Genomic DNA, 24,940 nt, shown 5'->3' with positions numbered 1-24,940 from the left:
CGCCACCGGCAATGTCGATCATCTTGATTCGGCCGAAGTCGAAATAATGATATCTCGCCTTTCGAGCCCGCTTGCCGAAAGACAGGAACATCGCAGCCCGACTACCTTTTCGGAACATTGCTGCTCCCAGTAATCGATCCGCTCATGGGGTGCGACGAAACGCGTGTCGAAGGTAGCCCCCGGTGAAACGAAACCTGAACGGCCAGCAGACGCGCCATCCACGCCTGTTTTCAGCCTGAGAGCCGATAGTTCTGGGCTGTCCACGATGCGTGACAAGCTGATGCGCGCCAATGCTGTGCAAGCCTTAGCGACAGGGCTCGACCTGTCAAACGACGCCCTTCTTGAGAATGAAGCAGCCATATGGTCCAGGGTCCGACGTCCTGATGATGGCGAACGACTTCTTGGCGGCATCGTAGAATGCGAAGCGTTCCAATGGTTCGATGGACACGGGACTGCCGTGCTCGAAATCGACGACGCTTTGAACGGCGTCGAAGATCGGCATCTGCTTGTCGGGATCGTCGACCACCTTCATCCGCTTCACCGGCGCCTCGACGAATGTGTCCAGCGGGAACAGCGCCAGGATGGCTTCCAGGGCTCGGGGAATGCCGCATCCGGATACGTCGATGAGCTTGCCATAGGTCGTGTGTTTGGCGATTGTCTGGGCCGGATGATTGATGTCGCAGATCACCAGCTCGTCGCCGTGACCCATCAGCATAAGGGCATAGATCAGTTCTGCGTGAATAAGCGGATCGATACCAATCAGCATTCGACACTCCCCCAAAATTTCCTGGCTCGAAGCATTTGTTGCCGAGAAGAATTCAGCTTGCGCGCGGTGTGCTCACCAGAACCGCCGCGGCACGGTTTGCGGACTCAATGGCGGCGCGGATTGCACGGCCCCGAGAGAGCTCCGAGGCGAGGACGCCCGTGAACTCATCGCCAGCTCCATGCGTGCTGACGAGTTCCACCTTCACCGCCTCGATCGAGAACGCGTCGCCGTCGCGCGTCGCGCAGGCGACGCCGTCCCCGCCCACCGTTACGACCACGATCGGGAATGTCGTTGCCAGCAATTTCGCTGCGTTCGCAGCGCCCTCGAGCGTGTCGACAACCGGAAGCTCGGCCAATTGCTCGGCCTCGATGGCGTTGACGACCAGGACATCGACCAACTGTTCAAGATCGTCGGAGAGTGGCCGCGCGGGCGCGGCGTTGAGAACCACTTTTCCTCCGACAGCCTTCATCGCCCTGGCTGCGGAGACGTTGGCGTGATCAGGCACTTCATTTTGCAGGACCAACACCGCTCCGTTGACGAACGCTTCGGAAGCAGCCTCCACATCAGCCTGGCCAAGCCTCAGGTTGCTGCCTGAGACGATTACTGCACCATAGTCGCCTTCACTGTCGAAGATCGCGACACTCATGCCGCTACCAACACCACTGACTTTCTTGACGAAGCGATGGTCGACCTTGTTTTGCCCGAGGTTGTCGGTGAGGGCACGGCCGAAATCGTCATCGGCGACCGCGCCGACCATCGACGTGGCCATCCCCGTTTTCGCCGCCGACACCGCCTGGTTGCCGCCCTTGCCGCCGCATTTGGGGTGCCAGCTGTCCCCTGTCACAGTCTCACCCTTCCGGGGACGTGCCGGGCCATGCACCATGATGTCGTAGTGCAGGCTGCCGAAGACGATGACTGAGGGCGATACGGAATTCATGGAAACCTGTCCTTGCGTTTGGATGTCACGGCGGACATCGTCTTTTCGAGATTTCTCTCCGCCGCCTGGTAGTTTCGTTGCGCGACGGCCATGAAGAGCGCGTCGAGAATGTTGAGTTGTGCGATCCGGGCCGCGGCGTTCTCGCCCATCAACGGCGAGCCTTGTGCCGTCGAACACAGGACGACGTCGGCAATCTGCGCGAGCGGTGATCCGCCATAGTTGGTGATGGCGATCGTCCGCGCGCCCGACTTCCGCGCAAGCTGGATGGCGTCGATCACAGCGGTCGTGTTCCCCGAATGGGAGAAGCCGATCGCGATATCATCCGGTCCCAGCAACGATGCAGACATCAGCATCATGTGCGAGTCGTCCTGAACATTGGCCCGTACACCGATCCTCAGGAACTTGTGGGCGACGTCGCGCGCGATCTGCGCCGAGCCGCCAACCCCGTAAAAGTCACGTTGTCCAGCCTTGGCGAGCATGTCGGCGGCGCGGTCGAAGCCATCGACATCCAGGATCGCCAGCGTTTCCTCAAGCGCATTAATCGACGTCCGGAAGACCTTCTGGATGATCTCCCTCGAACTGTCTTCAGCCGACAGTTCCTGATGCATCTCGGCCGAAGGCAGCCTGTTGTAGCTGGAGACCGCCGACCGGAAGTCCCTGAAGCCGCTGAAGCCGAGCTTCTTGGTGATCTTGACCACCATGGCCTCGGACACGCCGGCTTCCGCCGCCAGGTCCTTGAGGGCGGTGCCCTCCGAGAAATCTCTCAGCCCGAACACAGTCTCCACGACACGCGCTTCCAAAGGCGTGAGCTGCGGCATCATCATCCGGATGCGCGGGCCCACCGCCTTGGGATCATTTGCAGAATTCATCCTTGTCCCCTTGTGACGCGATCGATCATCATCGCGACAAGGATAATAAGACCAGTGGCCAGAAGTTGATAGAAGGCCTGCACGTTCATCAGCGTCAGTCCGTTGCGCATCGCGCCGAGGATGATCGCGCCGAGGATCGTGCCGATGATGCTACCCTTGCCACCCATGAGGGAGGCACCGCCGATCGCGGCAGCCGCGATCGCGTCGAGTTCCCAGAGATTGCCGAGGATGGGTTCGGCAGCACCGAGCCGGCCGATCAGGATCATCGAAGCGAGAGCCGCCAGGACACCGGAGATGACATAGGCGGTGATCTTGGTGATGGCGATCGGAACGCCGGCGACATAGGCGGCTTCTTCATTGCCGCCGACCGCCAGGAGATATTCGCCGAGCGGAGTCTTCTTGAGAAGGACCCAAGCCAGAAGAGCGACCACGGCGACCATGACGACCGAAATGGGAAGGCCGAGAAGAGACCCATTGAACAGCGACCGGAAACCTGGCGGGATCCCTAGCACTGGGTTACCGCCCGTATAGATCAACGCGATGGCGCGATAGGTGCTGAGCGTACCCAGTGTGACGATGAAGGGTTGAAGACCTGCATAGGCCACGAGCACGCCGTTGACGAGCCCGCAGATGGCTCCGATCGCGAGACCTGCGAGGATGGCGAGTGGAACGGGGACGCCGACGACAAGCATCGTCGCCGTGATTACCGCTGATATCGCGGCGGTCGGGCCGACAGAGAGGTCGATGCCACCTGATATGATGACCAGCGTCATGCCGAGCGCCAGGCAGGCGTTGATGCTCGATTGCTGCAGGATGTTGAGCAGATTCCTCTGGGAGAGGAAGTCGGGTGCCAGCAATCCGAAGATGACGACGATGGCGATCAATCCGATCAAGGTGCCCGCATCTCGTACCGAGAACGATCCGAACAGCTTGGACGAAAGCACCGCGGCATTCTGGGTCGTGTCAGTCATGGATGTGTTCCTGTCGGTCATGCCGCGCCACGGCGGCTGTCGGCCTTCCCAACGGCGTGGGAGACGATGATTTCTTCGGAGAGTTGTTCGCGGCCAAGTTCGGCGACAACGGCGCCGTCACGCATGACAAGCACACGATCCGAGACCCGCATCACTTCGGGGAGTTCGGAGGAGACGACGACTACCGAATGTCCCTCGCGGGCGAGATCCTCGATCAAGTGATAGATTTCGGATTTCGCGCCGACATCGATGCCGCGCGTCGGTTCGTCGAACAGCAGGATGCGCGAACCGGCCGCCAGCCAGCGCGCAATGATCGCCTTCTGCTGGTTACCACCGCTGAACAGCCTGATCTGCCGGTCCAGTTGGAAGGGCCTGAGGTTGACGCGCTTGAGAAGGTCTTCCGCTGTCCGCTTGAGCTTGCGGTGATTGATGATGCCACCCTTCGAGAAGCGGTTCATCGAGGGCAGCGCCATGTTGATACTGACGGACCGGCCGGGAATGATGCCTTCGCGCTTGCGCTCCTCGGGAAGCAGACCAATGCCGGCGGCGATGGCCGCGCGGGGGTTGGAGAGCGTCAAAACCTTCCCGTCGACCTTGACTGTACCGCTCATCATTTTGTCAGCGCCGGAAAGCGCGCGCAGGAGTTCGGTGCGGCCCGAGCCGACAAGTCCTGCGACACCGAGGACCTCGCCTTTGTGGAGATCGAACGATATATCGCGGACGCGGTGGGTCGAAATGTTGCGGACCTCGACACTCACGGTCTCGGTCATGTGGGAGTGGTGTACCTCGGTCAGCAACTCGCGGCCGACCATCATGGCGATGACGTCTTCGGATGAGGTCTTCTTCAGATCGACCCCGACACCAACGACCTTTCCGTCGCGCATGACCGTGGCCCGCTGACAGACCCGGAAGACCTCGTCCATCTTGTGTGACACGTAGATGATCGAGACACCGCTCGCGGCCAGCCGCTCGATGATTTCGGCGAGCCGTTCGAATTCGCTCGGGGTCAGGCTCGACGTCGGCTCGTCCATGGCGATGATCTTCGCCTTGTCGAGAAGGGCTCGGGCAATCTCGACGACCTGCCGTTGGGCGACCTTCAAGGTCGAGATGGGTACCGACGGATCGATGGTCGGATCGATCATCGCAAGCGCCTCGGCGGCGCGCCGTTCCTGTTCCCGGCGATTGACGATCATGCCTCCGAACCGGGTCAGGGAATGACCGAGGAACATGTTCTGAGCCACGCTGAGATGCGGCACCTGCTGAAGTTCCTGGTGGATCATGGCGATCCCAGACTGCCGGGCGCTTTCCGGTTTGCTGAAGTCGTGGGCAATCCCGTCGACCTTCACTTGCCCTTCGGTAGGGCGAAAGACGCCTGAGAGTATGCGCAGCAGGGTCGACTTTCCCGCGCCATTTTCACCAAGGAGAGCGTGGATTTCGCCCGGCGCGACGTTGAACGAAACGTCGGACAATGCCCTGACGCCCGGGAAAACCTTGGAGATGCCTTCGAACGCCAGTCTGGAAGTAGCCATGAAAGTCCAACCTTTGAGAGTGTGGACGGCCGGCGGGGCCGGCCGTCCTGCTTGGGAGGCGGTTTACTTTCCCGCAGCCTTCATCAGAACCGAGCGGACGTCATCGCCCTGGTAGTCCTTGATGTTGTCCTTGGTGATGAGGGCCTGCGGGGTTGCGACCACGCGCGGCAGCTTCTGGCCGGAGACGAGCCGCAGCGCGACTTCCATCGCAACCTCGCCCGTCAGGACCGGGAAGCTGTCGACCGTGCCCGTGAGTTCGCCGGCCTCGATGGACTTGTAAGCGTCGGAGATGCCGTCGGTGCCGAAGACGACGACCTTGTCTTTCAGTCCCGCGGCCTTTACCGCCTCGACGACGCCGAGTGCCATGCCGTCATTGTTGCAATAGAAGCCGACGAGGCCCGGATGCTGCTGAAGGATGTTGGTCGCGGCGTCATAGGACATCTGGCGATCCCAGTTACCCGGCACGCTGGCGACGACGGTGAACTTGCCGCCTTCCTCGATCGTGGTCTTGAAGCCATCGGTGCGCTGGACGGCTGCATAGACACCGGCTTGACCTTCGATGATCGCGACCTTGCCGCCATCAGGACGGTTTTCGATGAACCACTTGGCGACCCGCACGCCGTTGTCGCGCTGGACGTTACCGACATAGTGTTCGGATTGGGGGATCACCGCATCGTTGACGTTGACGACAGGGACATTGGCAGCCTTCGCCTGTTCGATGACCGGCTGGAGATTTGCGTCGGTCTGCGGGGAGACAAGAAGGACGTTGTAGCCCTGGGTCACCATGCCCTCGGCGATCGTCAACTGGCCGAGCTGGTCGCCCTCGCTCTGGGCCGCCTGATAGGCCACAGTCACGCCGACCTTGTCGGCGAACTTCTGATAGCCCTCGCCTAGCGAGCGCCAGTATTCATTGGTGAGCGTTTTGGACACGCCGCCGACCTTGAGGCCATCCGGCAGCTTCGGCAGCGCGCCGAGCTTGGCTTCGAGATCGGACCAATCCATGCGGTCCGGCTCGGAATCGGAATTGAGCGGCTTGAGGTCCTGGGCTGTGGCGATGCCAGCACAAAGGGTTGCGGCGAGAGCCGCAGCAAAAAATCTCTTCATATTTTCCTCCCGGAGGGTTTTGGGGTCTATTGCTCCGCGCCGAACATCAACTCCTGAACGATGGCCTGCGTGGATACGGCGTCCTGTCGGTCAATCGCGCTTGCAAGGCGATTGTCCTGCTCGAGGCGGTCGACGACCTTCAACATCCGCTGGACGGTCTTGATGTTCACCTCGCATTCGTGAACCGGATCGAGCCCGGTCATATCTGGGAATGTGTCGAAATAGATCGCGCCGTCATAGCCGTCGCGGCGTATCTGCCGGAGTAGCTCGATCGTCTGGAGCGTGTGCACCGCGCCGACCATCAGCCCGTCGTCGCGCTTGGCGTAGCCATCGTTGAGGTGGACACCCAGCACGCGGCTGTGGCGGGCGATCAAGGCGGCAGCGAAAGCCGGTTGTTCGTCGGCATAAAGGACATGGGCGAAGTCGAGCGTGACGCCGAGATTGTCGGCACCGACCTCCTTGATGGCGAGCAGCGTCGTGGCCGCATCCGGCATCAGGCTATAGGAGCGGGGCTCGTTCGGCTTGTATTCGATCGAGATCAGGCAATCCGGGTCATGAGAGCAAACTTCACGGATTCCATCGATTTCGTGTTGCCACATTTTCGCGTAGTCCGCTTGGAAAGCGTAGTCGAAACCATCCTGGCCGAGCCAGATGGTCATCAGACTGCAACCTGCCTCACGGGCCGCGTCGATACCCTTCTTCGTCAGGTCGATCGCTTCCCGGCGGACGGTTTCATCCGGATGGGTGAAAGCGCCGAGCTTGAAGGCGGGGTTGGTATAGTAGCGCATGGCGAAGCCGTTGACAGAAAGGCCGATATCGCCGAGCTTTCGAGCCAGTTCCGCCGGATTTTCGCGCACATGATCGGGATAATTCAAGTCGAGATCGGTGAGCCCCTTCACCCGGGCGGCGCGCTCTGCCATTTGCATGATGGAGGGCTTCGAAGACTGACCTGGCCATTCGATGTGGGAAGCGGAGGCGAATGAATTCAGCCGGGTGGCAAAACGTGTCGGGTTCAAGGTATCGTTCCAGTCTGTGAAGTTGTGCACTACTTCACAGATTGGAATCGGCTTGTAAAGCGCAAAATGTGATGCACCGCACAAAATCGGCGAAGGGTAGAGCAAGAACCGAGGCCATAATGGGCAACCAACAGGTTAGCAAAGGCCGGAAAGCCGCCTCTCGGCATATGATTATGATTTTCTTTTTTTCTTGATCGGAATCGAACCGTAGACCCACTGATTAACGGCATGGATGCGAGCCGCGCGAGCGCTTTCGACGCGCCCTCAGCAAGCTTGAAAGTTGCCCCTTGACACGGCCTCCTTTTTGTACATGATCAAGGCTGCGCGATGAGGCGCACGAAAACCTAGGCGACGTAGTCAGAACACCGGTTCGGATAACGGCGCTTTTTTTATGTCTATTGGTGTTCTGCCCTACTCGCACAAGCGAAGGGGAACACGACATGAAAAAACAACTTCTCTCTTTATCCGTGGCAAGCTTGTCCGCGCTTCTCGCGGGCACGGCATTGGCCGAAACCAAGATCGGCGCGATCTTCGATCTCACCGGCGGCCTCAACATTTACGGAATTCAGCAGAACAATGCGCTGAATCTCGCGGTCGAGGACATCAACGCCAAGGGCGGCCTGCTGGGTGCCCCGATCTCGGTCGTGTCCTACGATGCCCAATCCGAGCAAAGCAAATACATCCAGTACGCCAACACGGCCCTGATGAGCGACAAGATCGATGCGCTGTTTGCGGGCCTGACCAGTTCGTCGCGCGAAGCAATCCGGCCGATCGTGCGCAAGGCGAATGTGCCTTATTTCTACGCCTCGCTCTATGAAGGCGGCGCCTGCGACAAGCAGACCTTCGTCACCGGCCCGTCGGCCTCGCAGCAGCTCTCCGTCCTGATCGACTGGGCCGTCAAGAAATACGGCAACAAGATCTACATCATGGCGCCTGACTACAATTTCGGCACCATCTCCGCGCACTGGGTCCATGAATATGCGGAATCCATGGGCGCCGAAGTCGTCGGCGAGGATTTCCTGGCGCTGACGGTGACCGACTATTCGCCAACCATCCAGAAGATCCAGGCCGCCAAGCCGAACTTCGTCGTCGCCCTTCCTGTCGGTGCTAATCAGACTGGCTTCCTCGAACAATTCGCCGCCGCAGGTCTCAAGGACAGCATCGGCGTCGTCTCGACCAACTACGGCTCGGGCAATCAGCAGGTCGTCGTCTCGCCGGATGCCGGCAAGGGCCTGATCGCCAGCCAGGGCTATTTCCAGGTTGTCGAGAACCCAGCCAATGCCGCGTTCGTCAAGGCCTGGCAGGCAAAATACGGCTCCGACACGCCGATCGTTTCCGAGGCAGTCGATGTCTGGAACGCCGTCCATCTCTGGGCCGAAGCGGTCAAGAAGGCAGGTTCGGCGGAATCGGCAGCAGTCATCGCCGCGCTCGAAAGCGGCCTGACGTTCGACGCGCCCAATGGCAAGGTCGTGCTCGAACCCGGATCGCATCACCTCAGGCAGAACATCTATATTGCCGAGGGCGACGACAAGCACAGCTTCAAGATCGTCGATACGTTCGAGGAAACGCCTCCGCTCTATGAGAACGACAAGTGCGACCTCGTGGCGAACCCCACGCTCGCCAAGCATTTCACGCCTGAAGCCGAATAATGCCGATGCGCGCCCGATCCGGGCGCGCCATTCCGGAGGTTCCAATGGAAGTCGACTACCTGGCGACCGTCCTGCTGTCGTCGCTCTCGAGCGCATCGATCCTGCTGATCGCGACGATCGGACTTGCCGTCGTTTTCGGGCTTATGGGCGTCATCAACCTTGCACATGGCGAGTTCCTGATGATCGGCGCCTATGCAGCCCTGTCCGCAACGCAAGCTGGCGTGCCCTACATCCTGTCCATCCCCATTGCGGTTGCGGTGACGATGGCGATCGGCGCGCTTGTAGAAGTGCTGATCATCAGCCGGCTCTATGGCCGGCTCTTCGATACGATGCTCGCGACCTGGGGCCTGAGCATGGTGTTCTATCAGCTCGCGGTTCTCATCTTCGGCACGGTAACGCCAGGCATCGGCATGCCGCATTACAACGTGCACATCGGTCGCTACAGCCTGGCGGTCTATCCGCTGCTGATGATCGTGGTGGCCGCCGCGATGACCATTTTTGTCTACCTCCTGATGACGAGAACAGCCTATGGCCGGAAGGCACGCGCATCCATCCAGCAACCCGAAATGGCGCTCGCAATCGGCATCGAGGCGAAGCGGGTCAACACGGTCACCTTTGCGATCGGCTGCGGCCTCGCGGGCTTTGCCGGCGCAGTGCTGCTGCCCATCGTGCCCGCCACGCCATCCATGGGTTTTGCCTTCGTCATCAAGGCTTTTCTAACGGTAGTCGTCGCCGGGCCGGTCACACTCACGGGCAGCGTCATCGCCGCACTCGGCCTCGGCGGCGGTACATCGGTGACCGCAAGCTTCCTGACATCTGTCGCCGGCGACGTCTTCTTCTTCCTCGTCACGGCCTTGATCCTCTGGCTGTTTCCGTCAGGCATTTCCGCCAATTGGCGACAGAAGATGTGAGGACCGGACAGATGAACATCTCACATTTTCTCTACAAGCATGCCGGCCTCGTCTTCCCGGGCACAGCGGCCATTCTGGGTCTCGGCTCCGCCGGATTCATCGATCCTTACCTGGCCTATGTCGCGACATCCTGGGTGATCTTCGGATTGCTGGGCCTGAGCCTCGACATCGTCTGGGGCCGAGGTGGATTGCTCAGCCTCGGCCAGACAGCCTTCTTCGGCCTTGGCGGATATTTCGGCAGCGTCGTTGCCATCAATCTCCTGCCGGTCATTGGTGGCTCGGTCCTTTGGGCCTTGCTCGGTGGCGCCATCTTCGGCGCGGCGGTCGCGGCAGTGCTTGGCGGTATCATGTTCTTCGCCAGGATGGGGCCGCTTCAAAGTACGATCCTCACCTATACGCTGACCCTGCTGCTCTGGTCGCTCTCGCAATCCCTGAAGATCAAGGTCGGCGAGGCGGAAATCGGCGGCGACAACGGGCTGTCGAACATTCCCGGCTACGTCCTTGCTCTCGATCCCGCCGCCGAGCCACTCGGACCCGCGCAGGCGCTCGTTCTGGTGATCGTCGTTTCAGCCTTGCTCTATTTCCTGACCCGCTGGTTGATGCAGGGCACGTTCGGCAAGGTGATCGACTGCATCCGCATCGACGCCCAGAAGACCGAACTTCTCGGCTATGATGTCCGCAAATATCAGCTCGCGAACTTCGCCTATGCCGGCGCGATCGCCGGTGTGGCCGGCGCACTGTTCGCCGCCTGGTCCAACTACCTGAGCCCGTCGATCTTCTCCGTGCAGGAGGCGCTTCTGGTGCCGATCTACGTGCTTGTCGGCGGGCTCGGCACATTGGCCGGTGCCTTTGTCGGGGCTCTCGCGATCGGTGGCCTGTCCTACTGGCTGGGCGGCGGCGCTGTCAGCGGCCAGACGACTCTCATCCTCGGCGGTGTGCTGATCGTCCTGGTGCTGTTCCTGCAGAACGGACTGGTCGGCTCGGTCGGCGGTCTCTGGAAGCGCTCGCTTCCCGATCCCAATGACGCAGCCAAGAACTGCAAGCCTGTGGTGATCGACGAGAAAGTGCTGGATGGGATTCTTGAAGATGCCGCGCGCAGTGCCGGTCCCGCCAAGCACCTCGTCACCACCGAGCTACTGAAGCGCTTCGGCGGCGTGATCCCTGTCAACCGCGTCAGCCGAAGCTTCAAACCCGGTCGCCCCTACTCGCTGATCGGACCGAACGGCGCCGGCAAGAGTTCCTTCCTCAAGACCTGCGTCGGCATCTACGGACCCGACGCCGGCCGGATCGAACTCGGCGGCGGCGACGTGACGAAGAAGGCGATCTTTGCCCGCGTCCGCGACGGCATGGGTGTCAAGAACCAGAAACCGCAGGTCTTCGGCGCCCTTACGGTCCGGGACAACCTCTGGATCGCCGCCTATGCGCGGACCCGCGATCCCAAAGTTGCAGACGAAGTGAGCGGCAAGATCATGGCGATGCTCGGGCTTCCGGAACAGGCGGATGTCGAGGCATCGGCCCTGTCGCACGGCCAGCAGCAATGGCTCGATATCGGCATGGTGCTCTGCCTCGCACCCCGCATCGTCTTTCTCGACGAGCCTGCGGCAGGCATGACCAACGAGGAAACCCGCGAACTCTCCGTCCTGGTCCGCACGCTTGCGCGGCACACGACCGTAGTCGTGGTGGAGCACGACATGGATTTTGTCCGCACACTTGATGGCCATGTCACCGTGCTCCATCAGGGCGAAGTCTTCGCCGAGGGCGACATCGATACGCTGAGAGCCAACGAGCGCGTCCTCGATATCTATCTCGGGAGACGCCAGCATGTTTAGCATCGTCAACGCAACGAGCGGCTACGGCAAGACCACAATCGTCCGCGATGTGTCGCTCACGGTGGGTGCCGGCGAAGTTGTCGGCCTGCTCGGCCGCAACGGGGTAGGCAAATCGACGCTGATGCGCCTCGCCACTGGGCTGCTGCCTGCCATGCAGGGACAGGTCGAGATCGATGGCGCCATCGCGCCAGCCTCGCCGGCCAGGCGCGCTCGCCTCGGCATCGGTTATGTCCCGCAAGGACGCTATGTTTTCCCGCGCATGACCGTCATCGAGAACATCGCGGTCGCCGCCGAGGCCAACGGCCACAATGGAAAGCGGGCGGTTGCCGAGGCCATGGAGGATTTCCCGATCCTCAGGCAGAAGGCTGACGATCTCGCCGGTGGCCTCTCGGGCGGACAGCAGCAAATCCTCGCTCTTGCCCGCGCATTGGCGATCCAGCCGCGAATCCTGCTGCTGGACGAACCCACCGAGGGCGTCCAGCCCTCGATCATCGACGATATTTCGGGGATTCTCAAACGCATCAACAAGGAGCGCAACATCGCCATCCTGGTCGCCGAACAGGACCTCGACTTCTGTCTGTCGATCGCCGAGCGCCTCTACGTGATGGAGAAGGGCGCGATCCGCCTGGAGACCGATCGAGAGAGTTTCCGCGCCAACCGCCAACTGCAACAGGAATTGCTGGGAGTCTGAGATGACACATCAGAACGAACTCACTGACGACCAATTGAAGATGATTGAAGCCACCCTGAAGCGCATTCGCGGCGGCCTGAGGAAATTCACGCTGCAATTGCCGGAACCGGCCCATGGCTTCGTTGCCGAGGATCGCTCATGACCATTGCGCATGATTCCATGTCTTCCCAGATCGCCGCCTTGGCCGATGGCAGCCGGACAGCCTCCTCCCTGGCCGAAGCTGCGCTTGGCCGCGCGAAAGCGTTTTCGGACCTGAACGCCTTCGTCGCAGTCGATGAGCCAATTGTCATGCGACAGGCCAGGGCGGCGGACCAACGGCGGCGACTGGGGCGACGGCTCAGCCCGATTGACGGTATCCCGATCGCGGTCAAGGACAATTATCTGACGATCGATTATCCGACCACCGCCTGCTCGAACGCGCTGCCATTCGAACCGTCGGGAGAGGACGCGACGGTAGTCGCCAATCTCCGGCGGGCCGGCGCAGTGGTGCTGGGCAAAACCAACATGCACGAATGGGCCTATGGCGCGACAAACAGCACATCGAGCTTCGGCGCGACGCGCAATCCGCACGACAGAAACCGCATCACCGGCGGCAGCAGCGGTGGTTCAGGCGCGGCAGTGGCGGCTGGAATCGTGTCGGCGGCGCTCGGCAGCGATACCGGCGGCTCCGTTCGAATTCCCTCGGCAGCCTGCGGGATCTACGGTTTCAAACCGAGCTATGGCCGTGCATCGCGCCACGGCGTGCTGCCGTTGAGCTGGTCGCTGGACGCACCGGGACCCATGACGGCATCGCTCGAGGACATCTCGCTGATCCTGCCCTATTTCTTCGGCCAGGATGCGCGCGATCCGGCCACGGATGGCGCGAAGCCCTTCCAGGAGGCGCGCTCCTCCGGCAGGCCCAGGTTGATCCATCTCGTTGGCCCGGGACTGGAACGCTCCAACGAGGTAGATGGCACATTGCGAGCAGCCCTCGATGCATCCGATGCGTCGGTCCGCGAAAGCACGCTCGATCATATGGACAGCTATTTCGCCGCATGGGAGGCCATCCTTCACTGCGAGGCGTCGGCATATCATGTCCAGCGCAGCAACGCCGACATGAGCGCATATTCCACTGTCACCCAGGCGCATCTTGTTGCGGGAGGGATGCTGAGCGGCCTAGACTTGATCAAGGCCCAGCGCATTCGGAGCCATCTTGTCGAAACACTGACAAGGGGCCTTGGAGATTGGGATGCGCTCGTGCTCCCGACCCTGCCCATCGTGGCACCGCGCGAGGACGAGGAATGGCAGGAATTCTCCGGCCGCAGGGTCACGACACAAGACAGCATGACCTGGTTCTGCTGGATCGGAAACCTTGCAGGCTTTCCCTGCATCTCCATTCCAATGCCGCGTGAGCCCGGCCTGATGCCGGTTGGCATGATGTTGATGGGCAGGCCGGGTGAAGATGAGGCCCTGCTTGCGGTGGCGGAATGGATCGACAAGAAACTCAAGCGAAATGTCTAGGGTCATGGCGATGGAAACAATAAAGGTAGGCGTTCTGTTCTCGCAAAGCGGTCCGATGGCGGTCAGCGAGACCGCCCATCTCCAGGGTATTCTTCTTGCCTGCGACGAGATCAATTCGGCGGGTGGCGCCGGCGGGCGAATGATCGAGCCGGTCATTCTCGATCCGGCCGGAAGCGACCAGCGCTACGCGCAACTGGCGACAGAACTGCTGCTGAAACACGGTGTCGATGCCATCTTCGGCTGCTGCCTGTCGACCAGCCGCAAGGCGGTTCTGCCGGTCGTCGAACGGTTCAACGGTATCCTCTTCTATCCGTCGGTTTACGAAGGCTTCGAATATTCCCCCAATGTGATCTATGGCGGCGCGGTGCCCAACCAGGTCATCGTTCCGCTTCTCGAATATGTGTTCGGGAACCATGGCAAGAACATCGCGCTGATCGGCTCGGACACGCTCTACGCCCGCGAGATCAACCGCATCGTGATGGAATTCGTCGCCGATAGCGGCGGCAGGATCGTCGGGCCGAAATATTTCGAATTCGGCACCCAGCCGGGAGAATTCACCCCTTTCCTGCAATTGGTCAGGGATCAGGGTGTCGATGCCATCATCTCTACGACGGTCGGAGACGAAAGCGTGCGGCTCTACGAATGCCATTCGCAATTTGACGGCACGGGAATGCCACCCATTGCGTCGCTCACAACCACGGAATCCGAGCTTGCCAGGATGCCTGCCGCCGCGCGTAAGGGCCATCTCTCTGTCCTGCCTTATTTCGGCGCGCTCGACCTTAGTGATAACAGGCGATTCCGCGCGGCATTCGCCAGGCGTTTCGGGGACCAATCCTGCCCTGGTGTCTATTCGGAAGTCTGCTACACGCAACTGCATATCTACGCACAAGCCGTGGCGCGACTGGGAACCACGGACAGCCAAGCCGTTCTTGCAGCGCTCCCTGAAATCGTGTTCAAAGGTCCGGGTGGCGACACGGTGTTGGACGCGGATACGAACCATTTCATGTTGCGGCCATCGGTGGGCCTGTCGAACGAGAACGGCGAGTTCGAAGTCGTCTGGCGTAGCCCCAATATGGTGAGGGCCGATCCCTATCTTATTGCCTATGACCGATCGATTGGCCAGCGTGTTTCGGTATGACAGAGAACCTTCAAGTGGATGATGGAAGCCTGCTGCGGCAATTGCGCCGCGTGCATATGCTCGTCATCCACCCCGAAGACTCCGAGCGTGAGATCCTGCTGGCGCATCTGAAGCGTGTTGGATGCACGGTCGAATGCCGCTGGCCTCCACCGGACGTCCTTCCCGACAATATCGACATCGTTCTCTTCCTTCTCAACCGGAATCAGGGCGACCGGTCGCTGTCATGGATGTCGAGCGCCCATGCGATCGCTCGCATCGCCATCATTGCTTTCGAAACACCTGAAATCCTCGGTGAATTGCAGCGCATGAACGCGCATGGCGTGATCTCAAAGCCCATTCGCATCTTCGGCATATTGGCGGCACTGACGACCGCGATCGGGCTTGCCAACCATGAAAACCGCCTCAAGCAACGCATCCGGACGCTGGATGAAACACTGAAGTCCCGCCGCGTCATCGAAAAGGCCGTCGCCATCCTGTGCGACACGCGCGACATCACCGAGGACGAGGCCTATCGCCGCCTCCGGGACAAGGCGCAGAGCTCGAATGCGACGATCGCATCGGTGGCCGCCGCAGTGGTGGCGTCAAGCGGCGTATAACCGTCAGAACTTGGCGTTCCAACTCCATCGGTCTTGATGAGAGCAGAACCCCAGACCCCGTCATTTGCCAGAACATCACCACCAGTCTCAGCAAGTGCGCAAATGACCATTGGAATGGTGGGAAGTTCATCGAGCCGTGTCGGTGCTTAACAGACACTCCATCCACCAACACCCGATGCTGCTCGCCGGGTGGTAAGGCCAACGAGACGAGCAAACTTATGTTGACCAACACCTCGAGCAATCGAATTCACTGGCGCCGACTTGCCGCCCTCAAGTATGATTGACTGAGTTCCGTCACCGGCGATTTCGCCGGGCCTCTTACCCGGGTGCCAGTGGATTAGAATGCCATTCCGTTTCGTCCACACCGCTGATCTTCATCTCGACTCCCCTCTTCGTTCGTTGGCGTTGCGAAACCCTGAGCTTGCCGACCTCGTCGGCGATGCCACGCGCCAGGCACTAATTTCGATCGTCGACCTCTGCCTCGACGAGCAGGTCGATGCACTGTTCGTCGCCGGCGACCTCTACGACGGGGACCAGACCTCGATGAAGACAGCGCGGTTCCTCGCGAGCCAGCTAGAACGGCTGCACCGGGCCGGGATTCACGTCTACAAGATCCGCGGCAACCACGATGCGATGTCGAAAATCGCCAGGGAACTCGTGATGCCGGAAACGGTGAAGATCTTCGGCGGCCATGCCGAGGTGGTCGAGATCATGAAGGGCAGCCTGCCTGTCGCAATCCATGGTCTGAGTTTCGCCAAGCCACATGCGCCAGAATCACTTCTCTCAAAATTCAAACCGGCGGTGTCCGGCGCAATCAATATCGGCGTGATGCATACGAGTCTGGCCGGATCGGCGGGACACGACGTCTATGCGCCCTGCAATGTACTCGACCTTCATGCGTCTGGTTTCCATTACTGGGCGCTGGGCCATATCCATCAGCGAAGCCAGCATGCCGGAACCGCCACAGTCATCATGCCCGGCATGCCGCAGGGCCGCGACATCAACGAGGCCGGTGCCAAGACAGTGTCACTCGTCACCATAGCCGACGACAGGACGATTACCGTCGAGGAGCGGCTGACCAGCGTGGCACAGTTCGAACGCGTCGATATCGACCTCACTGGCGTCAGTGAATGGCGCGATGCTGCCTTAGCGATCGAGTCCGGACTCAGTGGGCAACGTGAAAGGACCGCCTCCCCGCATCTCGTCGCCCGTCTCCGGCTGCAAGGCCGGACGACGCTCGCCTGGCAGCTGCGGCGCGACATCGACCTCATGCAGACCGAGGCCGAGCAGCGCGGCGACCGGATCGGCCGAACCTGGATCGAGAAGCTGGAGCTCGACATCCGGCCGCCGGTGACCAGCGTCGAGACATCGGCAGCCGACCCGGTCATCGAACTCGGCGCCCTGATGCGGGACGAGGTGATCACACGCAGCGGTTTCCGCGATGACATCAGGGAAATCGTGCGAGATCTGCTGGCCGACCTGCCGCCCGAAAGTCGGCAATTCGCAGGGCAGGACGAGGCCGGTTTCGAGCGCTTCATTGACGGACTTCTCGCCGATGGCACTGAAGACATCACCGCCCGGATGAAAGCGACCACCGATCGAGGCGAGAGCTGATGCGTCTCAGTAGACTCGACCTCGTGCGCTATGGCAAATTCACCGATCATTCGATCGATTTCGGCGTGCCACGGCCCGGCACGCCGGACCTGCATATCGTCTACGGTCTGAATGAGGCCGGAAAGTCGACAGCCTTCGCCGCCTATCTCGATCTGCTCTACGATATCGGTCAGGTCAGCAATTACAATTTTCTCCATCCTTACAACACCATGAAAGTCGGCGCGCGGCTCGAATTCGATGGCGAGGAACACGAGTTGGCCAGGCTCAAGCTCAGGGCCGGCAGCCTCGTCGACGACCGGGGGCAATCCGTGAACGAGGCGCTGCTGGCAGGCGCGCTCGGCGGCATCGGCCGCGAGGCCTATCGCACCATGTTCTCGCTCGACGACCAGTCGCTGAAGGAAGGCGGCAATGCCATCATCCAGAGCAAGGGCGAGCTCGGCGAACTTTTGTTTTCCGCAAGTTCGGGTCTTGCGGGACTGAGCCGGTCATTGGCGGCAGCCGCCGACGAAGCTGGTACGATCTATAAGAAGCGTTCATCGAACACGAAGCTCGCCGAACTCAAACGCACGCTGGAAAGCCTGAGAGCGGAACGCAATGCCATCGATACGCTGGCGTCCGCTTATTCGACGCTGAAGCTCACCCATGAACAGGCCGATGCCGCCTATGGTGCAACGGCGCGGGAACTGGCCGAAGCCAAGACCCGCCATCAAGAACTGAGCCGCCTCCTGAGCGCCCTTCCCCTGGCTCTCGAGCTCGCTCGCCTACGAGCCGAAGCGGCCGAGATGGGCGACCCGCCGCGGCCGCCGGCTGAATGGTTCGCGCTGCTGCCGCAGCTCTTGCGCGACGAGACACGATTGCAGGCGCTTCTCGAGTCCGCCAACCGCTCGACGCAGCAACTTGCCGACGAGATCGAGGCGATCGCGATAGATGAGAAGATGCTGTCGATTGCCACGCACATGGATGGGCTCGACCAGGGGCGTGTGCGGTTTCTTGCGGCCGAAGGCGACTTGCCGAAGCGCAAGCTGGCTCTGGCTGAGCAGGAAGGCATTCTCTCCCGCCTGCTCACGGACCTGGAACAGGCGGACCATGCGGCGCCGGAGATGCTGTTGCTGCCGGCCTCTTTGATCGGCATCATTCGCGACCTGATCGAACGGCGCTCGGGCATTGAAGCGGAACGAGTCGCGGCCCGGCGCGAGCTCGTGCGGATCCGTGAAAGTCTCGAGAGGCTGGACAAAGAGGCAGCAGATCGGGATACGGCAGGGATTTCCGATCCGGCACATCTCGCCCGCATTGGGACGGCACTTAACCGCCTGACCGGTTCGGACCTCGCGATGCGTCTTGCCGTGGAAGAGCGCACTCTGACACAGAAGAACCGAGACCAAGAGAGCCGGTTCGCGGAGCTCGCACCTTGGACCGGCGACGCCGGAGCCTTACGTCTGATAGCTTCGGCCGAACCACGCCAGATCGAGACATGGCGGAACCAGGCAAATGCTGTCGGCAAGCGGGTATCGGATCACGAGGCCCGGCTGAGGGATCTCGGCACGGAGCAGGCACTTGTCAAGGCACGGATCGCGGTCGTCGTCGCCGGCGGCCCGATCGACGATGCCGAAGCCGGGAGGCTTCGCGCCGAGCGTGACGCGGCGTGGCAGGCACATGCCGCAACCCTCGATGCCGCCACCGCCCGGACATTCGAGGCATGGATGCGACAGGACGATGATCTGTCATCAAGCCGACTGTCGCGCGCACAGGAACTTGCGGAGCTGCGCCACTTCAGGCAAACGGAAGCCGCGACGGAGGCCGAGATCGAACGGCAGCGAGAATTGCTCGCCGAGGCGCGGGCCGAACATGACGCGCTCGCGGATCGGGTCAGCGGCTTGTTGCCCGCACCGTTAGAACCCGAGGGCGGCGCGCTCGAGTGCGTCGCCGCGTTAGAGGCATGGAGTGTTAGACGTTCTGCGGCACTAGCAGCCTGGCGCGACCTGCAACAGGCCGAAGCTGCGGTGGGCTCGCTCCGCTCCGAATTGGCAAACCACGGCGTGGCCCTCGCGACCAGCCTGGCCGAGGCCGAAATCGATGTCGAAGACCAGCTGCCAGTCGATGGCCTCGTGCGGGTCGCGAGCGATGTGCTTGCGGCGAGCAAGGTCGACCGGGCCGCATGGCAGGCGCATGAAAAGATGGTGGCGGACCTCACGCGCGACTTGGCGGAACGCGAGCGCGACCAGCGTGAGGCGGAGGATGCCGTCGCGGCTTGGGATCGGGAATGGACCGGCGCCCTATCGCAAACCTGGCTTGCCGACAAGATCGGCTCGATTGCCGGCGTCCGCGCGATACTGACCGCGCTCGGCACGCTACCCGCGATTCTGAAAGAGCGGCAGGATCTGGCGCAACGCATCGCCGCGATGGAGCGGGACCGGGAGCAGTTCCGGACAGAGGTAGCCAGCCTTCTTGTCGAATGCGGCCATATGCAATCAGTGGGGGACGCACTCGCCTCTGCCAATGCGCTGGCCGAGCGCCATGAGATCGCAAAGCGTTCAGCCCAGCTTCGGGCCGACCGGCAGGCAGACCTGGAAAAGCAATTGGACAGGCGCCGGGGTTTGGAGGACGAGCTTGTCGTTCACAACGCCCGGAAGAATGAGCTGACCAACTATTTCGGTGCGGAGACACTTGCTGCGGTCGAGACATTTCTAAGTCAGGCGAAGGAACGCGACAGGCTGGAGGAGCGGGTTGCCACGCTTCGCGGCCAGATTGCCGACGCGCTGCGGGTGGCCGGCTTCGAAGAGGCGGAGGAGAGGCTCTCTGCTGTTGAGGCCGATGCCCTCGAACGGGATGCAATGGAGCTGGGCGCGCGCATAGAAGATCTCACCGAGAATGCCAAGCTTCTCTATTCCGAGATGTCACTGGCGCGGCAAAAGCTCGAGGCAGTGGGCGGAGACGACGCGGTCGCACGGATCGAAGCCAAACGGCGGACCATTTTTCTCGAAATCGAGGAACTGGCTATGCGCCACCTCACCCTCAGAGCCGGCACGCTCGCCGCCGAGCAGGCGCTGCATATCTATCGCGAGAAGCATCGCAGCTCGATGATGAACCGCGCCTCGGAGGCCTTCCGCCTGATCACCGGTGGCAGCTATTCAGGCTTGGCAACGCAGCCAGACAAGGACAAGGAAATCCTCATCGGCCTATCTCGCGATGGCGGCTCGAAGCTCGCGGATGCTATGTCGACGGGTACGCAGTTTCAGCTTTATCTCGCACTTCGCCTCGCGGGGTACGAGGAATTCGCGGCGCTGCGCCCGCCGGTACCCTTCGTCGCCGATGACATCATGGAGAGCTTCGATAATCCTCGCTCTGAAGAGGTCTTCCGATTGCTGGGCGAGATGGCCAAAGTGGGCCAGGTCATCTACCTCACGCATCATTGGCATCTTTGCGAGATTGCTCGAAGCGTCGTTCCCAATGTGGTCATCCATCGGTTGCCGTGATCAGCAGCTGCCAAGCCCTAACGCCGAACATAGCCTTGCTCACACATTGTTATTGCTCAGAACAGCGAAATAAGAACGCTGCGCACAACTAATAATCAAAGGGGATGATTGGGATATTGATCTGCGGGAAACAACCTGCAAACACAAGGTGAAGATGCAGATTCTTCTGTTATGGGAAGCATGATGACTTCGGAGCCAATTGACGATGTTCTGGAATGGTCAGGGAAGCTTTCGTCCTGGAAGCGGGACGCCCTACGGCGTCTAGCAATCAGCAACGAGCTGACCGACACTGATATCGGTGAACTGTTGGCGATGGTCAAATTTTCCGCCGGGTTCAGCCTTACGGCAGACCCGCCAAATGCCATCCCATTCACCAAAGACCACTTCGGTGGCGGCGAACACCAAACGATTATTCTGAAAGGTATCGCGAATGTCGCTAATGTGAATCGGCTTGTCTCAAATGCCTCCCTCGCTTTTTGTCCGAACGCGCTGACGATTGTCTATGGCCGAAATGGAAGCGGGAAGAGCGGCTTTGTCCGGATTCTACGGACGGCGTGCCGAACGCGTATTGAAAACCCTGCAAAATTGAAGGTCCTCGCAGACGTCTATGGGAGCACCGCTGGTCCACAGTCTGCCGAGATTCTGATCGATGGGGGCGCGGGCGACATCGCTGTTCCCTGGTCGCCGGGCACGCCTGCTTCGCCGCAATTGATGCAGGTTTCAGTTTTCGACACGGCCTCGGCACAGCTTTACGTCGACGGTGGAAATCAGATCCGGTATCTTCCCTTCGGACTTGCGCTCCCCCACCGCCTCAACGCCGTCTGCATTACTCTGAAGGAGAAATTAGACGACGGGCGGGCAAAAGAGGTGGGGAATAAGGTTAGCCTCACGGCCATCTCCTTTCCTGAGCAACGAAATACGAAGGCTCAAAGCTTCGATAAAGCAGTCACCAAGTCGACGACCGACACGCAAATTGACGCCGCCACCGCCTTTGGCGCCGGTAATCAGGAGCGACTTGACGAGGTCGCCGCTGTGTTGTCCGCGGGTGCTGCAGCCGCAGCGGACGTCAGCGCCTTGTCAAAGTGGGCGGATGGTCTTGCGGCGGAGTGTGAGGTTGTCGGATCAGCATTCACAGACGGGGCCCTAGACAAGCTTTCGAAACTTCGGGCTACGGCGGTGTCTGCTCGCCAGGCCGCTGCGGTTGCAGCCGGTGAATTATTTACCGATGAACCTCTGTCGGCCGTGGGTAGCGACGCTTGGCGAGCGCTTTGGGCGGCGGCTCGGGACTATTCTATCAAAGACGCATATGTCGGACAGGTGTTTCCGGTCTTAGTATCGGAAGGTGAAAGCGCGTCATGTGTGCTGTGTCAGCAGCCCCTCCTTCCAGAGGGTGCTGCTCGAATGCAACGTTTTCAGAAGTACATGGATGACACCCTCGATTCTGCCGCGACGGCAGCCGAGCAAGCGGTCCTAGATTCGCTTGAGGCAGTTGACGAACTCGCCTGCCTTCGGGCAGCTGACTTCCCAGACCGTCTCGAACAAGTGCGAAAGCGCGACGGTTCGCTCGCCGATAGCCTGTCGGTCTTCCAGATTGCCGCTCTCGCCCGTCGGGCGGATGCTCTTAGCAGGCTGCAAGGCAAAGAAAGCGAGCCGGACAAACCAGTTACAGTGCCGACTGAGGAAGTGAAGGGTTTCGGGGTTAAGTTGAAAGCCGAAAGGGATGGTTTGACCCAGGCAAGCAATGGCGAGGAGCGGGCCAAACTTGTCGCCGAGAAGGCAGAGCTCGAGGATCGGAAGACGATTACCGCGAATAAAGCGAAGCTGATCGCTCGGCGCAATCTACTCGTCATTGACGATGCCTATGCGAAAGCGATTGCCGACGTTCAGACGCGTGGAATCACGCAACGTGCAAACGAGCTACTGGATACCCATCTGACCACTGCAGTCGTCACGAAGTTCGATTCCGAACGCGCACGGTTTGATATTATGCACCTCAATGTCGGCCTGGCCCGTAAGAGTGGCCAGACCAAAGCTGAATTCGAGATCGATCCGAAAACAAAACTGACGAAGGTCACCTCAGATATCCTGAGCGAGGGGGAGCAGCGTGCCTTGGCGCTCGCGGGATTTCTGACCGAAGTCACTTTGACCGATGGATCGGGCCCAATTGTGATCGACGATCCGGTCTCGTCTCTAGATCGCGACAGAAGTGCGAGGGTCGCGGATCGGATCGCCGAGGAGGCGTCAAAGCGCCAAGTCATCGTGTTCACACACGATATTATCTTCTTCAACGAGCTTTCCCGGGCGGCCGACGAAGTCGGGATCGAACCGGTCACTATCGCGCTATTCAGCGACAAAGCGGCGGCGGGTAAGGTCGATGCCGCCGGTATGGTATGGAAAGGTTTGAACGTCGCAAAGCGCATCGGCCGCATTAAGAGCGATGCGGCTCCTCTCGGTAAGCTTCATTCCACGAGCCCAGCCGATTACGAATACAAAGTAAAAAACCTATATGGGCGCCTGCGAGATACTTATGAGCGGGTGGTGGAAGAAATCATCTTCCGAGACATCGTTCGGCGCGGGACTGACGTGATACAGACCCAATTGCTGCGCTACGTTCGTCTGTCGGATGCGTTAGCAATTCGCTTCCACGAGGGCATGACACGGGCCAATACCTACAGTCATGACAATCCGGCGGCTGACACAGTCCCAGTTCCCGCCCCTGAGGAATTCGGCGCTCATATCGCTGAAATTGAAACCTTGATTGCAGATCTCAAGACTGAGAGTGACGCTGCAGAGGCAGCGCGTCCACAGATGAAGCCGAATAAATGAATGCGGTGCTGGGAATGGAACCAGTGGCCCCGTCATTATGCGATTCAAAGGTCTTGATGGGAATCGAACCGCCGACCTCTGCAATTCTGCCCAACATCAATTTCTCACACCTGCAACAATTCAACGGTATCCATGTGGTCCGTTGTTAATATCCGGCATTGGGGAAAGCAGCCTTGGCTGCATCCCGGAAATCGCTCACATCATTGCGCAAGACATGGTCAAGGCCGGCAAACAAACTCGAAACACGCTTGACAATTGCGCTTTGCGCTCGCCGATCTGTCGCGCCTGCGCGTTGACGGTTGTTAGTGACGGCAAGCTTATGTCACCGATCTCGTAGTCACCGAAATCACCGATGGTGATCTTCCCACCGCAAGGCCTTGATAGGAGTGGAACCCCTGGCCCCGTCATATCTGAAAGCTGAGCGGGAGCTACATTGAGCCTGCGAAACCGAATTTGGTGAGCGGATTCGAACCCAACTCAGTAATCACTCGTCGCCGATCAACGACATTTCGCCGGCGAATATTTTCTGCGTCGGCGGGTCGTCCGGATGCTCGATCTGATGCACGAGCCCCTCGACCAGCGCGCGGCCGACGCTGACCATGTCGACTGAATGCGCCACGAGCGGCGTTGAGAGATAGCGCGCGATACGGGTGTTGTCGCGCGTCGCAATGCTGAAGTCGCGGCCGGGTGCAAGCCCATGCTTGCGCAAGGCGCTGAGCGCCCCCAGCAGCCCCAATTCGTTGGCGCAGACCAGCCCGCTCGGTGGGTCGGCGCTGTCCAGCAGCCGCCCGATCCAGCGCTCGCTGGCCTCCAGGGTAAAATCCTCTTGCCCAATCAGGTCGGGGTCGAGGGTTAGCCCGTGATCTTCGATCGCGCCGCGATAGCCCGCCAAGCGCATAGCGCTGTACTGATCCTCCCGGACCAGCAACTGCAGCGCGATGCGGGCGTGCCCGCGTTCGATCAGAAGAGAGGTCGCTTCATAGGCGATACGTTCATTGTCGATGTCGACATAGGCGTAGTCCCGGTCGAGATTGCTGCGACCGAATGCGATGAATGGAACACCTCGCTCCAGCAGATAAGGAATTCGCGGATCCGCCGCCAGCATACGCGTTATGACAACTCCATCGGCCGCGCCCGAACGGAGAACCTGATCGAGGTTCTCTTGCGGACTCTCCTCCGGCGTGGTCGAAAAGATGGTCAGCGCGTAGCCGAGCTGCCTCGCCGCCATTGTCATACCCTCCATCAGAGGAAGCTTGATGATGTCGGATAGATAGTCCCTCGTCTCCATCGGCAGGATAGCGGTCAGGTTGCGGGTCGAACCCGTACGCAGTGCCCGCCCGTGCAGGTTGGGCACGTATCCGGCCGCCTCCGCCGCTGTCTTAACGCGACTGATGGTGTCGGGATGAACTTCCGGCCCATCCTTGAGCGCCCGCGACACGGTCGTGACGGACAGACCGAGCTCGTCCGCGAGCCTCCGCAGGTTAGGCCTTGCCTTTGCCGTCATGTCGCCTCTGCTGATCC

At 60.5% G+C, this 24,940-nt stretch carries 19 protein-coding genes; 11 read left to right on the top strand and 8 right to left on the bottom strand.

The annotated features are described in order from the left end of the window. Nucleotides 1-325 precede the first annotated feature (325 nt). The 7 genes from IHQ71_RS29890 to IHQ71_RS29860 form a co-directional block, all read right to left on the bottom strand. Complete coding sequence (locus tag IHQ71_RS29890) at nt 326-766, bottom strand: RbsD/FucU family protein (RefSeq protein ID WP_258163120.1); 441 nt, start codon at nt 764-766, stop codon at nt 326-328. A 52-nt stretch (nt 767-818) separates the two neighbouring features. After that, nucleotides 819-1,703 (bottom strand): ribokinase, encoded by an 885-nt coding sequence (locus IHQ71_RS29885; protein WP_258163119.1) that lies wholly within the window; start codon nt 1,701-1,703, stop codon nt 819-821. Then, nucleotides 1,700-2,572, bottom strand: a complete 873-nt coding sequence (locus tag IHQ71_RS29880; protein WP_258163118.1) for a MurR/RpiR family transcriptional regulator — start codon at nt 2,570-2,572, stop codon at nt 1,700-1,702. The genes IHQ71_RS29885 and IHQ71_RS29880 overlap by 4 nt, the downstream gene beginning before the upstream one ends. Then, nucleotides 2,569-3,543 (bottom strand): ABC transporter permease, encoded by a 975-nt coding sequence (locus IHQ71_RS29875; protein WP_258163117.1) that lies wholly within the window; start codon nt 3,541-3,543, stop codon nt 2,569-2,571. Before IHQ71_RS29875 ends, IHQ71_RS29880 begins: the two co-directional genes overlap by 4 nt. Nucleotides 3,544-3,560: 17 nt before the next feature. After that, nucleotides 3,561-5,072 (bottom strand): sugar ABC transporter ATP-binding protein, encoded by a 1,512-nt coding sequence (locus tag IHQ71_RS29870; protein WP_258163116.1) that lies wholly within the window; start codon nt 5,070-5,072, stop codon nt 3,561-3,563. Between the two features lie 63 nt (nt 5,073-5,135). Further along, entirely contained in the window at nt 5,136-6,176 is a 1,041-nt protein-coding gene (locus IHQ71_RS29865; RefSeq protein ID WP_258163115.1) for a substrate-binding domain-containing protein, read from the bottom strand. Between the two features lie 26 nt (nt 6,177-6,202). Next, the gene (locus IHQ71_RS29860) at nt 6,203-7,192 is read right to left on the bottom strand and encodes a sugar phosphate isomerase/epimerase (RefSeq protein ID WP_258163114.1); all 990 of its coding nucleotides are present in this window, start codon (nt 7,190-7,192) and stop codon (nt 6,203-6,205) included. Between the two features lie 440 nt (nt 7,193-7,632). On the opposite strand from IHQ71_RS29860, the gene IHQ71_RS29855 reads away from it, so the two are divergent. The 11 genes from IHQ71_RS29855 to IHQ71_RS29805 all read left to right on the top strand — a co-directional run bounded on the left by IHQ71_RS29855 (nt 7,633) and on the right by IHQ71_RS29805 (nt 23,419). Further along, the gene (locus tag IHQ71_RS29855) at nt 7,633-8,841 is read left to right on the top strand and encodes an ABC transporter substrate-binding protein (protein WP_258163113.1); all 1,209 of its coding nucleotides are present in this window, start codon (nt 7,633-7,635) and stop codon (nt 8,839-8,841) included. Between the two features lie 44 nt (nt 8,842-8,885). Beyond that, nucleotides 8,886-9,752 carry a branched-chain amino acid ABC transporter permease gene (locus IHQ71_RS29850; RefSeq protein ID WP_258163112.1) on the top strand — a complete coding sequence of 289 codons (867 nt, stop codon included), beginning with the start codon at nt 8,886-8,888 and terminating at the stop codon, nt 9,750-9,752. Nucleotides 9,753-9,763: 11 nt separating this feature from the next. After that, on the top strand, nt 9,764-11,581 hold the full coding sequence (locus IHQ71_RS29845) for an ATP-binding cassette domain-containing protein (RefSeq protein ID WP_258163111.1): 1,818 nt from the start codon (nt 9,764-9,766) through the stop codon (nt 11,579-11,581). Next, nucleotides 11,574-12,272 (top strand): ABC transporter ATP-binding protein, encoded by a 699-nt coding sequence (locus IHQ71_RS29840; RefSeq protein WP_258163110.1) that lies wholly within the window; start codon nt 11,574-11,576, stop codon nt 12,270-12,272. Before IHQ71_RS29845 ends, IHQ71_RS29840 begins: the two co-directional genes overlap by 8 nt. A 1-nt stretch (nt 12,273) precedes the next feature. Then, nucleotides 12,274-12,414, top strand: coding sequence for a hypothetical protein (locus IHQ71_RS29835; RefSeq protein ID WP_258163109.1), 141 nt, complete (start codon nt 12,274-12,276; stop codon nt 12,412-12,414). Continuing rightward, nucleotides 12,411-13,772, top strand: coding sequence for an amidase (locus IHQ71_RS29830; protein ID WP_258163108.1), 1,362 nt, complete (start codon nt 12,411-12,413; stop codon nt 13,770-13,772). The genes IHQ71_RS29835 and IHQ71_RS29830 overlap by 4 nt, the downstream gene beginning before the upstream one ends. Nucleotides 13,773-13,782: 10 nt before the next feature. Beyond that, a complete protein-coding gene (locus IHQ71_RS29825) occupies nt 13,783-14,910 on the top strand; it encodes a transporter substrate-binding protein (RefSeq protein WP_258163107.1) in 1,128 nt (375 codons plus the stop codon). A gap of 14 nt (nt 14,911-14,924) precedes the next feature. Continuing rightward, nucleotides 14,925-15,506, top strand: coding sequence for an ANTAR domain-containing response regulator (locus tag IHQ71_RS29820; RefSeq protein ID WP_258163106.1), 582 nt, complete (start codon nt 14,925-14,927; stop codon nt 15,504-15,506). Nucleotides 15,507-15,848: 342 nt separating this feature from the next. After that, nucleotides 15,849-17,120 (top strand): DNA repair exonuclease, encoded by a 1,272-nt coding sequence (locus tag IHQ71_RS29815; RefSeq protein ID WP_258163105.1) that lies wholly within the window; start codon nt 15,849-15,851, stop codon nt 17,118-17,120. Next, nucleotides 17,120-20,593: an AAA family ATPase gene (locus tag IHQ71_RS29810; protein WP_258163104.1), complete on the top strand. Its 3,474-nt coding sequence runs from the start codon at nt 17,120-17,122 to the stop codon at nt 20,591-20,593. The genes IHQ71_RS29815 and IHQ71_RS29810 overlap by 1 nt, the downstream gene beginning before the upstream one ends. A gap of 180 nt (nt 20,594-20,773) precedes the next feature. Beyond that, the gene (locus IHQ71_RS29805; RefSeq protein ID WP_258163103.1) at nt 20,774-23,419 is read left to right on the top strand and encodes an AAA family ATPase; all 2,646 of its coding nucleotides are present in this window, start codon (nt 20,774-20,776) and stop codon (nt 23,417-23,419) included. A 484-nt stretch (nt 23,420-23,903) separates the two neighbouring features. Here IHQ71_RS29805 and IHQ71_RS29795 read toward each other — a convergent pair whose 3' ends face one another. Further along, a complete protein-coding gene (locus IHQ71_RS29795) occupies nt 23,904-24,923 on the bottom strand; it encodes a LacI family DNA-binding transcriptional regulator (RefSeq protein ID WP_258163102.1) in 1,020 nt (339 codons plus the stop codon). Nucleotides 24,924-24,940: the final 17 nt, after the last annotated feature.

Origin of the sequence: Rhizobium sp. TH2, from assembly GCF_024707525.1 — a bacterium.
In the GTDB taxonomy this organism is placed as follows: Bacteria; Pseudomonadota; Alphaproteobacteria; order Rhizobiales; family Rhizobiaceae; genus Rhizobium_E.
This window is presented reverse-complemented; position numbering and strand designations above follow the sequence as displayed.